The sequence below is a fragment of the Pseudarthrobacter sp. NCCP-2145 genome, from assembly GCF_023708005.1.
In the GTDB taxonomy this organism is placed as follows: Bacteria; Actinomycetota; Actinomycetes; order Actinomycetales; family Micrococcaceae; genus Arthrobacter; species Arthrobacter oxydans.
Window position 1 is genome coordinate 134913 of record NZ_BRCG01000012.1, and the last position, 14365, is coordinate 149277.

The 14365-nt window shown below is 68.3% G+C and carries 11 protein-coding genes; 5 read left to right on the forward strand and 6 right to left on the reverse strand.

Annotation, left to right across the window (positions count from 1 at the left end):
• Positions 1–110: 110 nt before the first annotated feature.
• The 3 genes from NFU08_RS12350 to NFU08_RS12360 all read left to right on the forward strand — a co-directional run bounded on the left by NFU08_RS12350 (position 111) and on the right by NFU08_RS12360 (position 3178).
• Positions 111–1493 carry an amino acid permease gene (locus NFU08_RS12350; RefSeq protein ID WP_251423633.1) on the forward strand — a complete coding sequence of 461 codons (1383 nt, stop codon included), beginning with the start codon at positions 111–113 and terminating at the stop codon, positions 1491–1493.
• 73 nt (positions 1494–1566) lie between these two features.
• Positions 1567–2397 (forward strand): alpha/beta fold hydrolase, encoded by an 831-nt coding sequence (locus tag NFU08_RS12355; protein WP_251423636.1) that lies wholly within the window; start codon positions 1567–1569, stop codon positions 2395–2397.
• A gap of 133 nt (positions 2398–2530) precedes the next feature.
• Positions 2531–3178 carry a phosphoribosyltransferase gene (locus NFU08_RS12360; protein ID WP_174178081.1) on the forward strand — a complete coding sequence of 216 codons (648 nt, stop codon included), beginning with the start codon at positions 2531–2533 and terminating at the stop codon, positions 3176–3178.
• A 129-nt stretch (positions 3179–3307) separates the two neighbouring features.
• On the opposite strand, the gene NFU08_RS12365 is transcribed toward NFU08_RS12360, so the two are convergent.
• On the reverse strand, positions 3308–4639 hold the full coding sequence (locus NFU08_RS12365) for an MFS transporter (RefSeq protein WP_174178079.1): 1332 nt from the start codon (positions 4637–4639) through the stop codon (positions 3308–3310).
• A gap of 306 nt (positions 4640–4945) precedes the next feature.
• Between NFU08_RS12365 and NFU08_RS12370 the strand changes: the two genes are divergently transcribed.
• Positions 4946–5680: an IclR family transcriptional regulator gene (locus tag NFU08_RS12370; RefSeq protein ID WP_104184880.1), complete on the forward strand. Its 735-nt coding sequence runs from the start codon at positions 4946–4948 to the stop codon at positions 5678–5680.
• Here the strand turns inward: NFU08_RS12370 and NFU08_RS12375 are convergent.
• From NFU08_RS12375 to NFU08_RS12390, 4 genes are all read right to left on the reverse strand, one after another.
• On the reverse strand, positions 5677–7047 hold the full coding sequence (locus tag NFU08_RS12375; protein WP_397425739.1) for an MFS transporter: 1371 nt from the start codon (positions 7045–7047) through the stop codon (positions 5677–5679). The two genes, NFU08_RS12370 and NFU08_RS12375, sit on opposite strands and share 4 nt — an antisense overlap.
• Positions 7048–7235: 188 nt before the next feature.
• Entirely contained in the window at positions 7236–10304 is a 3069-nt protein-coding gene (locus tag NFU08_RS12380) for an AAA family ATPase (protein WP_251423639.1), read from the reverse strand.
• Positions 10301–11485, reverse strand: coding sequence for an exonuclease SbcCD subunit D (locus NFU08_RS12385; RefSeq protein WP_251423642.1), 1185 nt, complete (start codon positions 11483–11485; stop codon positions 10301–10303). Before NFU08_RS12385 ends, NFU08_RS12380 begins: the two co-directional genes overlap by 4 nt.
• 53 nt (positions 11486–11538) lie before the next feature.
• Entirely contained in the window at positions 11539–12435 is an 897-nt protein-coding gene (locus NFU08_RS12390; protein ID WP_174178071.1) for an aquaporin, read from the reverse strand.
• A gap of 162 nt (positions 12436–12597) precedes the next feature.
• Between NFU08_RS12390 and NFU08_RS12395 the strand changes: the two genes are divergently transcribed.
• Entirely contained in the window at positions 12598–13707 is a 1110-nt protein-coding gene (locus NFU08_RS12395; RefSeq protein WP_251423645.1) for an ADP-ribosylglycohydrolase family protein, read from the forward strand.
• Here NFU08_RS12395 and NFU08_RS12400 read toward each other — a convergent pair.
• The gene (locus tag NFU08_RS12400; RefSeq protein WP_174179201.1) at positions 13688–14167 is read right to left on the reverse strand and encodes a DUF4395 domain-containing protein; all 480 of its coding nucleotides are present in this window, start codon (positions 14165–14167) and stop codon (positions 13688–13690) included. The genes NFU08_RS12395 and NFU08_RS12400 overlap by 20 nt on opposite strands.
• Between the last annotated feature and the right edge of the window lie 198 nt (positions 14168–14365).

The window sequence follows — 14365 nt, forward strand, 5'->3', positions numbered from 1 at the left end:
ACTCGGCTGCGCACTCCACTGCCCGGAATACCGCCGGCGGGACGAAGGCGGTAAATTCAAGTGGTCCCACAAGGAGCCACCATCCAGACCCCAAGAAGGTTCACGGCATAATGACGACGAAGTCCACCACAGCCCGTCCCAAAGGACACCACCTGCACCCCGTCCACAGCATGAAGCCCCGGCAGCTGACCATGATGGGGCTGGGCAGCGCCATCGGCGCGGGGCTTTTCCTGGGTTCGGGCGCGGGTGTGCAGGCCGCCGGCCCGGCGGTCCTCATTTCGTACATGGTGGCCGGTACCCTCATCATCCTGGTCATGTGGGCGCTGGGAGAGATGGCTGCCGCGAACCCCAACAGCGGAGCATTCTCCGTCTATGCCGAACGCGCCCTGGGCAAGACGGCCGGTGCCACCATCGGCTGGCTGTGGTGGCTCCAGCTGGTGGTGGTCATCGCCGCCGAGGCCCTCGGTGCCGCAGCCCTCCTCTTCTCCGTCTGGCCGGCCGTTCCGGTCTGGGCCCTGGCGCTGGTGTTCATGGTGGTCTTCACGGGCATTAACCTCGCCGGGGTGCGGAACTTCGGGGAATTCGAGTTCTGGTTCGCCATCCTCAAGGTGGCTGCCATCGTGCTGTTCCTTGCGGTAGGCGCCGCCCTGCTCCTGGGTGTGCTGCCGGACGTCGCCTCGCCGGGGCTGTCCAACCTCACCGCTGATTTCGCCCCGCAGGGCCTCGGCGGTATTGCCTCGGCGCTCTTTGTGGTCATCTTCGCGTTCGGCGGCACGGAGATCGTGTCCGTGGCGGCGGCGGAGACCGAAGACCCCGAGCGGAGCGTGGCCAAAGCCATCCGCACTGTGGTGTGGCGCATCCTGGTCTTCTACATCGGCTCCGTCTTCGTCATCGCCGCTGTCCTGCCGGCAACCTCCCAGAGCCTGTCCTCACCCTTCGCCGGCGTCCTGGACGCGGCCAGGATCCCCGGTGCCGCGACGGCCATCACCCTGGTGGCCGTCGTCGCACTCCTGTCAGCGCTGAACGCCAACCTCTACGGGGCATCCCGCATGGCCTACTCGCTCGCCCAGCGCTCGGCGGCCCCCCGGTTCCTGACGCGGCTTTACGGCGCCAACGTGCCCATGCTGGCCGTCGCGGTCTCGGTGGCTTTCGGATTCATCGCCACGGTGCTGGAACTCCTCTTCCCCGAGCGGATCCTGCCGGCGCTGTTCCAGCTGGTGGGGTCCACCTGCCTGGTGGTGTGGGGAAGCGCCCTCCTATCGCAGCTGATCCTTCGGCGCCGCGCCGACCGCGCCGGCGCACCCCTGCCCCTGCGGATGAAGGGCTTCCCCGGCCTGACCATCCTGGGGCTGGTGCTCCTGTCCGTCATTTTTGCCGTGGGTTTCAGCGCTGAAGGCAGCCGCATCCAGCTGTTCAGCACATTTGCGCTCATCGCCGGCATCGCCCTGGCCTGTGCGCTGGGCGCCCGGCTCACGCAGCGGGCCGGCGGGTAGAGTAACGTCCAAAAGCAAGAGGCACCGAAGCGCCAGGTCTGTCCGGGCGCCGTAGTTGATGAGGACTGACACCATGAGCGGCAGGCACAGCGGCCAACAGCAGACGCATACCGTGGAGGGCACGGACCCGCAGCTCTATGTGGCGGTGCACGAGCCCGCCGCTGACGCCGGCCTTCGCCCCGTCCTGCTGGTGCACGGCTTCTCCTCGTCGAGCAAGCTCAACTGGGAGGACACCGGGTGGGTGGCAGCACTCCTCGATGCCGGGCGGCGCGTGATCACGGTGGACCTGCCCGGACACGGCCGCAGCGGCGCGCCGGAGGACCTGGACTCCTACTCCCCCAGCAGGATCCGCGCGGACCTGCTGCAAACAGCGTTCGACGCCGGGGTTCGGCCTTTGCAGGAGGGGGAACCTTCCAGCGGCCTTGACGTGGTGGGCTACTCGCTGGGTTCCCGGCTCGCCTGGGAATTCGGCGCCACCCAGCCGGAAATCACGCACCGCCTCGTCCTGGGCGGTCCCAACATCTCCGACCCCTTGGCGGAGTTCGACCTTCGGGCCGCACAGGACTACCTGGCTGACGGCACGCCCATTGCGGACGAATCCACGGCCCAGCTGCTCAAGATGGCGCTGCTGCTGCCCAACAACAACATCTTCGCGCTGCTCTCCCTGGTGGAGGCCATCAAAGCCGAACCCTACGACCCTTCAGAAGCAGTGCCCCACGTCCCCATGCTCCTGGTGGCCGGGGACAAGGACGAACGCGCCGGCAGCCTGCCGCAGCTTGCCGAGCTGGCGCGGAAGGCAGGCGGGAGGGCTGAACAGCTGACCCTTCCCGGCCGTAACCACACAAACGCCGTCACCAGCAGGGCATTCAAGCAGGCGGCCGTCAGGTTCCTGGCGGGCCAGTAACCTGCCTGAGGTCCGCTTTCTTCCAGCCCGTTCCGGAGGCGGTTCTTCAGCGGATTTTGCCGGTATCTTGAGGCGCCCGCCGTCCCCGCAAACGGTAGGCTGAACTTTAGGCTGGACGAGCCTGGAGGGACTGATGGGCACGATTTTCGAAGACCGTACGGACGCCGGCGAACGGCTCGCTGCTGTGCTCACGCAGTTCCGGGAGCGGCCGGACACTGTGGTCCTGGGCCTGGCCCGGGGCGGCATCCCGGTAGCGGCCGCCGTCGCCAAAGCCCTCTACCTGCCCCTCGGAACAGTCCTGGTCCGGAAGCTGGGAATTCCCGGCCACGAAGAAACGGCTTACGGGGCACTGGCGTGGGTCCGGGGCCGCACCGTCCGGCTGATCAACAAACCGCTGCTTGACCGGGTCCTCGAACACGGCGTGCACCAGGAATGGCTGGACGCGGTGGAGCAGCGGGAGCGGGCCGAGCTGCTCCGCCGCGTGGAGATCTATCCCGGAGCGGACCTGGACGTGGCGGGCAAGACCGTCCTGCTGGTCGACGACGGGCTGGCCACCGGTGCCACGATGAGGGCAGCCGTCGAAGCAGTGCGTGAGGGCGGCGCGGCCACCGTCGTGGCGGCAGCCCCGGTGGGCTCCGTTGAGGCGGAAGCGTCCGTGGAACGGGTCTGCGACGCGGTGCTGTGCCTGCACCTGCCCGGCAAATTCCGGGCGGTGGGCAGCTTCTACCGGCACTTTGACCAGATGTCCGACGACGAAGCGATCAGCATCCTGGAGCAGTAACACCGCAGGCTTTTCCTTTCGCAGTCCGGCAAAAGGAGACGAGCCGGCACGGCACAGGCGCCCCAGACGGCGAAGCGGGCCGGACCGCCATGGTCCGGCCCACCGTCGTCCTGCACTGGGCGGTGTTGATTAGTGGTGGCTGACGCCGAGTGGCCGCCCCTTGGTTTCCTTGGCCAGAACCACACCAATGGCCGAGATGACGCACAGGATCATGATGTAGATGCCGATGGAGCCTGTCCACTTGGTGGACTGCAGCAGGGTTTCAGCGATGGTCGCTGCGAACGCGCCGCCCAGGATGGCGCCGAATGCGTAGCCGATGGAGATTCCCGAGTAGCGGACGTTGGCCGGGAACATCTCGGCGTACATTGCGGACATCGGCCCGTAGGACAGTCCGAGTCCAATGGTGAGGACAAACAGGGCCAGTCCGTACAGCCAGATGTTCCTGGTATCGATCAGGGCAAACATGGGGATCATCCAGGCGAAGATGATCGCGTACCCGGCCAGGAAGGTCTTGACCCGGCCGATCCGGTCCGAGATCCAGCCGCCTGCAAGGGTAAAGATCAGCCAGCCGAAGGATGCCAGGGTGGTAGCCAGGAGCACTTGGGGCGTGGGCATCTGCAGCGTCCGGGTGGCGTAGGCGATGAAGAACGCGATCAGCAGGTATCCGGCGGCATTGTTGCCGATGAAGATCATGGTGGAGTACAGGACCGGCTTCTTGTGGCTGCGGATCAGTTCACCGAGCGGGGCTTTGCTTTCCTGCTTCCGGGCGGCCATCTCCTGGAAGACCGGGCTTTCGGCCACGGCCCGCCGGATCAGGTACCCCACGACGATGAGGACGATGGAGAGCAGGAACGGCACCCGCCAGCCCCAGGCCGCAAAGTCTTCCTTCGACATGCTGGAGTTGAGGAAGAAGAGCAGGCCGGTGGCCAGGATCATGCCGATCGGCACGCCGATCTGCGGGTAGGCGCCGAACAGGCCGCGCTTGTTCAGGGGTGCGTGTTCCACCGCCATCAGCGCAGCTCCGCCCCATTCACCTCCGGCCGAGAAGCCCTGGATGATGCGGAGGGTGATCAGCAGGATGGGCGCCCAGGCGCCGATCTGTGCGTAGGTGGGCAGCATGCCGATCAGGGCGGTGGCGGCACCCATCATCACCAGGGTGAAGACGAGCATCGCCTTGCGTCCCAGGCGGTCGCCCAGGTGCCCGGCCACCACGGCACCGAGGGGCCGGAAGAGGAAGCTGATGCCGATCAGGGCGAACGAGAGGATCTGCGCCAGGCCCGGGTTGGACTGGTTCAGCGGTGCCAGGAACAGCGGCGACAGCAGCGTTGCTGTCAGCTGCGCAAAGATGAAGAAGTCGTACCACTCGATCGTGGTACCGACGAGGGTGCCGGCGAGGACCTTGCGTTCCTCCCGCCGGGAGCTGGGACCGGCGAGTGTGTCCACCTTGGAAGGTGTGGTCATTGAAACTCCATTGTTCAAGGCAGCAGTGCTGCCGGGACGCCTTCAGGATTACCGACAGAACGGTCAGTTAGTTAGTAGGGTACACCGAAAATGTGAGGCGGGACACGGCCTTCCAGAACTTTCTTGCGCGGTCGGCAGAGGAGGTGCGCCTCCCCCGTGGCGCCCGCTGCCCGGCAGCCTGCGCTCATGGACTCCATGGAGGGCGGGTTCTATATTTGGAATGCCGTTTCGTATTCAGGACGCGAACCCGGGTAGCCGGCCCGGTCCCGGGGCGGTCGCTACTTACCGCCACCTAGGATGGACACCATGAATCCCACCGCCGCAGCCCCGGCCGGAGCCGCGCCGGCGCAGGCTTCCCCCTCCCAGACCCTGTCGCGGGGAATCCGTGCCCTGGAGATCCTGGCGGCGGCGCCCGGGCCGCTCACCATCGCAGAACTGGCGGACGCCATGGGAGTGCACCGCTCGGTGGCCTACCGGATCCTCCGCACCCTGGAGGACCATTCACTGCTGGTGCGTGACGACGCCGGCCGGGTCCAGCCGGGGCCCGGGCTTGCGGTCCTGGCGCGCGGCGTTTCCCGCAACCTGCAGGCTGCCGCGCTGCCGGAACTGACGCAGCTGGCCAATGCCCTGGATATGACGGCGTTCGTGGCGGTCTGGGACCACCACGACTGCATCACCCTGCTCACGGTGGAGCCCCGGCATTCCGGTGCCACCGTGGCGCAGCATCCCGGCACCCGCCATCCCATCAATGCCGGCGCGCCCGGGATCGCCATCCAGTCCGCGCTCACCGAGGCGGAATGGGACCGGCTGGCCACGGGCATCCCCTACCGGCCCGAGGCTGCCGAAGCCCGCCGCACCGGCTATTCGGCCAGCCACGATGAGGTGATCGCCGGGGTTTCCTCCCTGGCCGCGCCTGTCAGGGTTCCCGGCGGGCGCCCCGCTGCGCTGGCCGTCGTCTATATCCGTTCATCGCGTGATCCCGCGGCGGTGGGAGCCGCGCTGGTTGAGAGCGCGGCAAGAATTGAACGGCAGCTGGCCTAGGCCTTCCGGCGAAGAACGACGGCGGCTCCCGCTCCCAGCAGCGCCAGCCCGGACGCTGCGCCGGCAGTGACAAGGAAGGCTGCAGCGTAGCCGTGGCTTTCGGCAAGGTGGCCGCCCAGGGAAGACCCCAGCGCGGTGCCGGCCACGATGCCGCTGGCCAGCGCCGTCATGACGGTCCCCAGGCGGCCCGCAGGAGCCACAGACCCGCCGACGGCGAAGACCGTGACCATGACCGGCCCCACCGGCAGGCCCAGGATCAGCAGCGCCGCCACCATCGCGGGCATGGAGGACGGCAAGAGGAGCAGCAGGGACAGGGCAGCCATCAGTGAGGCGCACAGCACCCAGCGCCGGGCAGGACTGAACCGCTGCGGCCAGTACGCAACGGACAGTGCGGCCACGGCCGAGCTCAGCCCCATGACGGCATACAGCAGGCCGGCCGCCTCAGAGCCTGCAAACCCTGCCGAGAAAGAACTCAGGGCGGTCTGGGCGGAGCCGAAGAACGTCCCCATGCACACCATGGCGGACACGGGCAGGGCTACCGCCGCCGGGAGCCTTGCGGCCCGTGGCTGTGCACCGGCCGGCACCTGCCCACCACTGGCGGGCCTGCTGGGCGGAACTGCCCGGTGCGTCCGGTGTACCGCGAAGGCGGGAACGAGGGTGATGGTCAGTGCAACCGCCACTGCGAGCGGCAGCCAGGGCGCCAGCAGGCTGGCCAGGATTCCCACCAGGGCGGGGCCCAGGACGAAGGTCACCTCATCTGCGGTGCTTTCGTAGGAAAGGGCGGTGTCCAGGTCCCGTGTTTGGTCCGCGGCCGAGCCGTGGGCGGCCAGGGCCATCCATCGGACCCTGGCGAGCGGACCCACCTGGGGGCAGCTGGCACCGGAGACAAAGGAGGCGGCAAGGACGGCTGCGGGGACACCCGGGGATTCCGCGGTGGCCCACACAGCCAGGATCAGGGCCACCACGGCAATGCTGTTCAGGAGTGCAGCGATCAGGAGCACAGGGCGCTGTCCCCTGCGGTCGGCAAGGGACCCCAGAACCGGCGCGCCCACGGCTGAACCGATGCCCACGGCGCCTGCCGCCATCCCTCCGAGCGCGTACGAGCCACTGGCTGACGTGACCAGGGTCAGCGTTCCCACCGTCAGCATGGCCAGCGGCAGCCGCGCAAACAGGCCGAGGGGTATAAAGGCGCGGCCGGCAAGAAGGGGAAGCCTGGCGAAGCGGCCGCGGGAGGCTGCAGGAATTTCTTCAGGAAAGGTCGGCGCAGCGGCGGCTGACGCCGATGCCGGTTCTGACGCCGATGCCGGCAGCTCTACGGCGGCGGGGACTGATCCATGTGTGTTGGCGGGTGAAACGGGTGAGTTCAATTCCGGGCTCGTTCATGTCGTGCGCATCGTCCCTCCTCCCGATGCGCGCAACCCGGTAACGCTGCCATTATACCGGCGCCTACGTATCTGGCCCGCAGCGCAGCCCGCCGGTTGTTTGTGGCCGTCCGGTCGCACTGGCGCCTCTGCGCCGTCAGGTCACAGCGCAGATTGGTGACAGGGCCGTACGGTCATACTGGCGCGTCTGCGCCGTCCGATATCCGGAGGGTGGAGCCGTTCCGGCCCTTGAGCACCTGGAGCTGGGCGCTGATCCGCTGCTTCATCTCCGCGACATGGCTGACCAGTCCCACCACGCGGCCGCCGTCCCGCAGCCCTTCAAGGGCGTCCATGACCTGTTCCAGGGACTGCTCGTCCAGGCTTCCGAATCCCTCGTCGACAAACAGCGTTTCAATTTCCACTCCGCCGGCCTCCTGCTGGACGACGTCTGCCAAGCCAAGCGCCAGCGACAGGGAAGCCATGAACGACTCACCGCCGGAAAGGGTGGAGGTGTCCCGGCGGAACCCGGTCCACTGGTCCACCACTTCCAGCCCAAGCCCCGATTTTGCTCCGCGCGCAGCCTTGGCGTCCGTGTGCTGGAGCAGGTAGCGGCCATCGCTCATGGCCACCAGCCGTTCGGAGGCGGCCACGGCAACCTGCTCCAGGCGGGCGGCCAGGACATAGCTGTTCAGGCTCATCCGGTAGTTGTTCTCGCCCCGCCCGGCCGCCGCATCAGCCAGCCCGCCCAGCATCCGGGCCCTTTCAGCGGGCTGCCGCGCAGATCCTGCCAGGTCTTCGTACTCAGCACGGATGCCGCGCAGCGAGGCAAGGCACCGGGCGGCCAGGCCGGCAGCCAGGTCAGCATCCCGGGCGTCCTGGAGGGCCTCTGCCGCAGTTTCACGCAGGGCGTCGAGCCGTACCTGGTCCAGCTCGTAGCCCGCGGACTTCTCCTCCAGTGCCAGCAGGACGTCCTCGGACGCGAACAGCTCCGCCACTCTCGCTTCCTCGTCCTGGGCTGCCCGCACCCGGGCCTCGAGCGAAGCCGCCTCATCGGCGTCGAGCAGCTGCTCCCGTGCCTCGCCAGCGGATGTGAAACCGGCCGCAGGCAGGGCCAGTTCCAGTTGGTCCAGAGCCTCCGCTGCCTGGGCTTCCATTCTGTCGAGGTGCGCCTGCGCCTCGACCGCCTTGTTGAGCACAGTCACGGCGGTTTCCAGGGCACGCAGCCGGTGGGCCAGGCTGCGGTGGGTGCCCCTTAGCCCTGCCAGCGCCTGGTCCAGGGCCGAGGATTGTTCGGACACGTCGGCCAGTGACGCTGCGGTCCGCGCCAGCTCGCCTTCGGTACCTGTGCGGGATTCCAGGGCGGCCGCCGCAGCGGTCTCGAGTTTGCCGAGCCGCAGCCTGACTGCTTCCAGTTCTCTAACTGCGCCATCGGCGTCGGCCGCTGCCCGGCGCGCACCCTCCGCCGCACTGAGGGCCTCATCCTCCGCGGTGTCCCCGCCCTGCCCGGCGAGGACCGCCACCAGCTGGCTGGCCTCCCCCAGCTCGCGGGCCACCAGGGCGAAGGCGGCTTCCGCTGCTTCGTTGACCAGCCGGGCTTCTTCTTCCTCCTGTGCAAGTTCCGGGCCACCGGAGCTCCCTGCAGCCGGAGCGGGATGGTCCGGGCTGCCGCAGACGGGGCATTGTTCCCCATGGACCAGCTTGGCAGCCAGCTCGGCAGCGGCATTGGCCAGCCGCTGCTCCCTGAGGTCCAGCCACCGGCGTTTCGCCTCCAGTTGCCGGTCACGGCATTCGTCATGGCGGACCTTCACGAGGTCCCGGGCAGCAACGGCGGAGCCGTGGCGCCTGACCACGTCCAGCAGTTCCTCCGCTGCTGCAGCTTCCTTCCGGCGCAGGGCAGCGGTGGCCGCATGGTGTTCCAGGTTCTGCAGTCCGTCCTGGAGACGGCTCCGCTCATCCGTCAGTTCCTTGGCGCGTTTGCCGGCCTGTTCCAGGTCCGCGGCAAGTTCCCCATGCCTCCTTAGCAGGCTGCTGTGGCGCTTCCGAAGGGCCTGCAGCCGGTCCTCGTCGGGCAGCCTGGCCTCGACCACGGCCAGGAGGGAGCGCAGCCGGCCGAGCTCGGTTGCAGCTCCGGCGGCAGGGCTTGCGGCATCCGCGGCGGGGCCTGCCGCTAGGTGGAGTTCCAGCTCAGCGAGTTCGGGGTCTTCCCCCGCAGCCAGGCTGAGAAGGGTGAAGGCGGATTCCACGGCAGTAGCAGCGCTCCGGGCTTTGGCGGCACTGGCAGCAACGTTCCGCAGCTGCCCCTGCAGGACCTCGGCCTTCCGGTGCCGGGCCAGCCGGAGGAGGTGATCGTCAAGCAGCTGCGCGCCCTGCTCCACCGCCAGTTTCCTGGCTGCGGCGGAATCGAGCTTCCGGCGCCGGTCGGCGCGAAGTGTTTCGGCTTCAACGGCGTTCCTGCATTCGGTGCTGGCGGCCTCGGCCCGTCCTGCCTGCGCCATTAGCTCCTCACCGCGGGCGGCCACGGCTTCCTCCAGCCAGCCGAGCCGCGCCGTGGCGTTCTCCGGAGAGGGAGCGCTGGAGCCGTCAAGGCTGAGGCGCGCAGCCTCGGCCTCCGCCCGGGCAGCCAGGAGCTCCAGCCGGCCAGCCAGGTGTGACACTTCTTCCTTTGCCGCCTGCGCCTGGCGGGACAGCTCCTGTTCCACCGATTCAAACCGCTCGGTACCGAAGAGCTTTTGCAAGAGTTCCAGCCGGTCCGTGGCCTTGGAGCGCAGGAACGCGGCAAAATCTCCCTGCGGCAGCATCACCACGCGGGTGAACTGCTCGCGGTCCATGCCCAGCAGCGCCAGGATCTCAGCGCCTGCCTCGTCATTCCGGGCGGACTTGTCCGTCCAGGTGCCACCAACGCGTTCCCGCAGAAGGGTCTTGGCCTGCTGGGTGGTGAAGCCGTTTTTCCCCCGGGCGCTCGGTTTATCCCAGGCCGGGGACCGTGTCACTTCAAAGCGGCGCCCCTGGGCCGAGAACTCACAGGTCACCGCGGGTTCCTGCGCCGGGTCCGCATGGTCGCTGCGGAGCCGCTTACCGTCCTGGCGGGGTCCCGGAACGGAACCATAGAGGGCGAAGCAGACGGCATCCAGGACGCTGGTCTTCCCGGCACCCGTGGGGCCGTTGAGCAGGAAGAGGCCGTGTGCGCTGAGCCGGTCGAAATCGATCTCCTCGGTGCCGGCGAAAGGTCCGAATCCGGAAATCTGCAGGCGGTGGATCCTCATCGTGAAGCCTCCAGGAGGCGGACGTTTTCGAGCGCGTCGGCGAGCGCCGCCTTTTCTGCGTCATCGGGGACCCTGCCCCGCACGTGTTCCAGGAAGCCGCAGCAGACCGAGAGATCGTCGGGCGCCTCCGCGAGCCTGCTGCTGTAGCTGGAAGCGGCGGCCGCGGTTCCGCCCTCGGGGTCGAAGCCGAGGACCAGGGTATCCGGGAACCGGGAACGGAGCCGTTCCATGGCCCTGGCGGGACGCTGGGCGTCTGTCAGCGTGACCTGGCAGTACGCTGTTTCGGCCCACTGGTGCTCGGGCAGCCCAAGGAGCTCTTCCAGCGGACCGCGCAGCACGGCCAGCGCCCGGGGCGCTTCCCACAGGACTTCCTGCACGGAGCTGACACCCTCAGCTCCAACCTCCACGAGCCAGCCGCCCTTCCGGTGCGTGGCTTCGGAAAAGGAATACGCCAGCGGCGAGCCTGAGTACCTGACCAGCGGAGACAGTGCCTGGCGGCCGTGCAGGTGTCCCAGCGCGGTGTAGCTGAAGCCGTCGAAGAGGTCCAGGGGTACGGCCCCTACCCCGCCGATGCTCAGGTCTCGTTCGCTGTCCGAGCTGATCCCGCCGCTGGCAAACGTGTGCGCCAGCACCACGGAGTGGACGGCGGCGGACGCTGAACGCCGTTCGATATCCTCCCGGATCAGCGCTGTTGCCGCCCGGGTGACCTCGAAGTGGCTGGCAGTGTCCACCCCGAGCTGTTCGGCGACAAGACGGGGCTCGAGCCACGGTATGCCGTAGATGGCCAGCACAGCTTCAGCAGGGTGGCCGTCAGGGGCATCGTCCAGGGGCAGCAGCAGTGGCTGGTCCAGGCTCTCGATGCTGGTCCGGAGATGGACTCCCCCGCGTTCCAGGAGGCGGGAGGCGAAACCCAGGCGGATGGCGGAATCATGGTTGCCGCTGGTCAGCACCACCTGTGCGCCCGCGGCTGTCAGGCGGACCAGCGCGTCATCGAGCAGGCGCACCACATCGACTCCGGGAAGGGCACGGTCATAGACGTCCCCGGCCACCAGGACGACGTCGACTCCGTGCTCAGTGACCGTGCGGACCAACTGGGCAATGAAGTCCCGTTGGGCATCCAGCATGCCAACGCCGTGGAAGGACCGCCCCAGGTGCCAGTCCGATGTATGTAGTAGCCGCATGTTTCTAAGCTATCGGCTGCCACTGACAGCCAGCGCAACCGCCGCGTTCACGGTCAGCCCCGTTTGCCGTCAAAGAATTCCTGGGCTTCGCTGGATCCGGGTTCGGCCGTTTCGGCGGGCTCCCCTGCCTCGGTGGTTTCTCCGGTCCCGGCCTGCACAACGGCACCGGCACCGGCACCGGCACCAGCAGCAGTTCCCATGCTCCGGAAGACCAGCCCGGCAATTGCAGCTCCCAACAGCGGGGCGGCCAGGAAGACCCAGAGCTGCTCCAGGGCCCAGCCCGAGCTGAACACTGCGGACGCAACAGCGCGGGCAGGATTGAACGGCAGGTTCCCTACCGACTGGCCCAGCTGCAGCAGCACCGCAAAGCTCAGGCCCACGGCCACGGGGGCTGCGTACCGGCTGCCCCCGTCCCGGGTGTCGCTGCCGGACGTGCCCAGGAAGACCGCCACGACGATAGCGGCTCCGAGCATTTCAAGGAGCAGTGCTGCCGCCAGCGGCGCCTGGATGATGGAGTGTTCGCCGAAGCCGGCAGTCACGGTGTCAAAAGCGGTGCGGCTGTCCGCGATGCCCGGCAGGGTGCGCAGGATCCCGTAGAGCGCGAAGGCTCCTGCGAGTGCGCCCACCAGCTGGGCGCCCGCATAGGCGGCGGCAGCTCCGGGCCTGATCCGCCCGGCCACCAGGTGGCCTGCCGTGATGGCGGGGTTGAAGTGGCCGCCCGAAACGTGCGCGAACGCCAGCATGGCGGCGGTCACGGCCAGGCCCGCGGCAAGTGCCGCAGGAAGGGGGCTGGAATCCGGGATGGTGAACAGGGGCACGCCAAGGCCGGCCACCACGATGAACAAGGTGCCGAACGCTTCGGCCCCCAGCCTGGGCAGGAGCCCCGGCCGGGCGGCCTCCAGGCCGCTGGGCAGCAGGACGTCGTGGGGGGCGGGTGCGGGGGAACTCATGGCGGGACCCTTTGGTAGGCAAAAGATGGCGGTGCTGCCGCCGGGCAGCCCGTCCATTATTCCAGCCGACGCTGGACGTTTGCTGGTGCAGCGTCTTTTGCGCAATGCCGGGAAGGTGGGCCCGCGTCCCGGCGCCGCCGGAGGCCGCGGTAAATTTGCAGCATGAGCATTGAACCCGGCCCGTCCGTGCCCGCTTTGACGTCCCGCATCCATGGCTGCCTGCTGGGCGGCGCGCTGGGTGATGCCCTGGGCTATGCCGTCGGCACGGAGTCGGTTGAAGAGATCCGGAGCCGCTTCGGCGGGCGCGGCGTCAGCGGATTCGGCCCCACGACCGGCACGTTCTCCGACGAGACCCAGCTGACCCTCTACACGGTGGACGGGCTGGTTGAGGCCCTGGAATGGGCGAACGAGGGCGTGGGCGCGGATGTGAACGCCTGCCTGTGGCTCGCCTACCTCCGGTGGCTGGCCACCCAGGGGGAGGCTGCTCCCGCGTCGGCACCCACACCGCAGCCCCGGTGGATCGACGGCCACGCTGTGCTCCGCCAGCGGCGGAACCCCAACACAACCAGCATTTCCGGGCTGGCGACGGGCGAAATGGGCACCTCCGTCCGCCCGGTAAATCCGGGATCGAAAGACTGGGGCGCCGTGGTCCGGTCAGCACCGTTCGGGCTGATCCCGCATATTACGCCCGACGCCGTCTACAAGCTGAGTGCCGACGCCGCCTCCCTGACGCACGGGCACCCCGTGGCCCGCCAGGCTTCCGGGATCTTCAGCCTGCTGGTCCACCGGCTGGTTTTGGGTGAGGCGCTCCCGGAGGCTGCCTCCGCCGTGACAGCCCACGCCCACACCCTGGGTGGTGTGGCGCCGGAACTGCCGGAACGCCTGGAAGCCGCGCTCTCACTCGCCGCCGGGGGCCTAACTACGCCGGGGGAAATCACCAATGCGCTCGGTGGCGGCCGGACCGCCGAGGAAGCCTTCGCCGTCGCGCTGTACGCCGTGCTCGCCACTGTCCCCCGTGCCGGGACGGCGGATGCAGGGACGGACGACGACGGCACGGACACCCTGCCGGTCCGTCACTTCCGGGAGGCGGTGTCCGTGGCGGTGGCCCACGGGGGGCAAAGCGATGCCACCGGTTCACTGGCGGGGAACATCCTGGGTGCCTACTACGGCGAGGAGTGCCTGCCTGCGGACTGGCTGGAGGCGCTGGAGGCGCCTGAGGCAATCCGTGGCATGGCCGGTTTGCTGGTGGGCGTCACGACCGCCGAAGGCTGATGTTGTTGCACGCCTCGCAGACGTCCTCCGGGATCAGTCCGCGGCGCTGCAGGAACCCGAAGACCACGCATCCCAGGCAGAACCCGGCAAAGGCTTCAAGCGACGCCGCCACGATCAGGATGCCCAGCACCGCCCACGCCGCCGGCACCGCTCCGGCCGCGAACAGGGCGAGGGCTGCTGTGGAGACGGCCGCCCCCATGCCCTGCGCAAAGCGCTTGGGCGGTCCGGGCACCAGTTTCACCCGTCCCAGCCGCGGTGTGATGACCTTGACGGACAACAGTGCCAGCGGCGAAATCCTTGGTCCGAAGAGCACGCGCAGCCAGAACCCGGCGGCGATGGCCAGCAGGCCCCATCCGGACCCGAGGGCCAGCGTGACAACGGCGAGCGCCACCACCAGTCCGGCGGTGACACGGGCAGCGTACTCGTTGACCGGATTCGGGAAGGCGAACAGAGAGCTCATGTGCCAAGGCTAGGAGCGCAGCGTACCGGGGCAAAGGTTTGTTGCGCCCTGTGAAGAAGCGGCCGGACCGGGGGCCCTAGGAGACTGCTGAACTAAGTGCTTTATGGGGCTGGTCCGGGGCGTTCACGTGTCGGGGCCAGCCCTTCCTTTTGTGGTCTCGGGTTCTGTGATTGAAGCATCGGGTCCTGTTTCTGGGCT

Coding starts and splice junctions, on each gene's coding strand:
- NFU08_RS12350 (WP_251423633.1), top strand. CDS start 111: ATGACGACGAAGTCCACCACAGCCCGTCCCAAAGGACACCACCTGCAC.
- NFU08_RS12355 (WP_251423636.1), top strand. CDS start 1,567: ATGAGCGGCAGGCACAGCGGCCAACAGCAGACGCATACCGTGGAGGGC.
- NFU08_RS12360 (WP_174178081.1), top strand. CDS start 2,531: ATGGGCACGATTTTCGAAGACCGTACGGACGCCGGCGAACGGCTCGCT.
- NFU08_RS12365 (WP_174178079.1), bottom strand. CDS start 4,639: ATGACCACACCTTCCAAGGTGGACACACTCGCCGGTCCCAGCTCCCGG.
- NFU08_RS12370 (WP_104184880.1), top strand. CDS start 4,946: ATGAATCCCACCGCCGCAGCCCCGGCCGGAGCCGCGCCGGCGCAGGCT.
- NFU08_RS12380 (WP_251423639.1), bottom strand. CDS start 10,304: ATGAGGATCCACCGCCTGCAGATTTCCGGATTCGGACCTTTCGCCGGC.
- NFU08_RS12385 (WP_251423642.1), bottom strand. CDS start 11,485: ATGCGGCTACTACATACATCGGACTGGCACCTGGGGCGGTCCTTCCAC.
- NFU08_RS12390 (WP_174178071.1), bottom strand. CDS start 12,435: ATGAGTTCCCCCGCACCCGCCCCCCACGACGTCCTGCTGCCCAGCGGC.
- NFU08_RS12395 (WP_251423645.1), top strand. CDS start 12,598: ATGAGCATTGAACCCGGCCCGTCCGTGCCCGCTTTGACGTCCCGCATC.
- NFU08_RS12400 (WP_174179201.1), bottom strand. CDS start 14,167: ATGAGCTCTCTGTTCGCCTTCCCGAATCCGGTCAACGAGTACGCTGCC.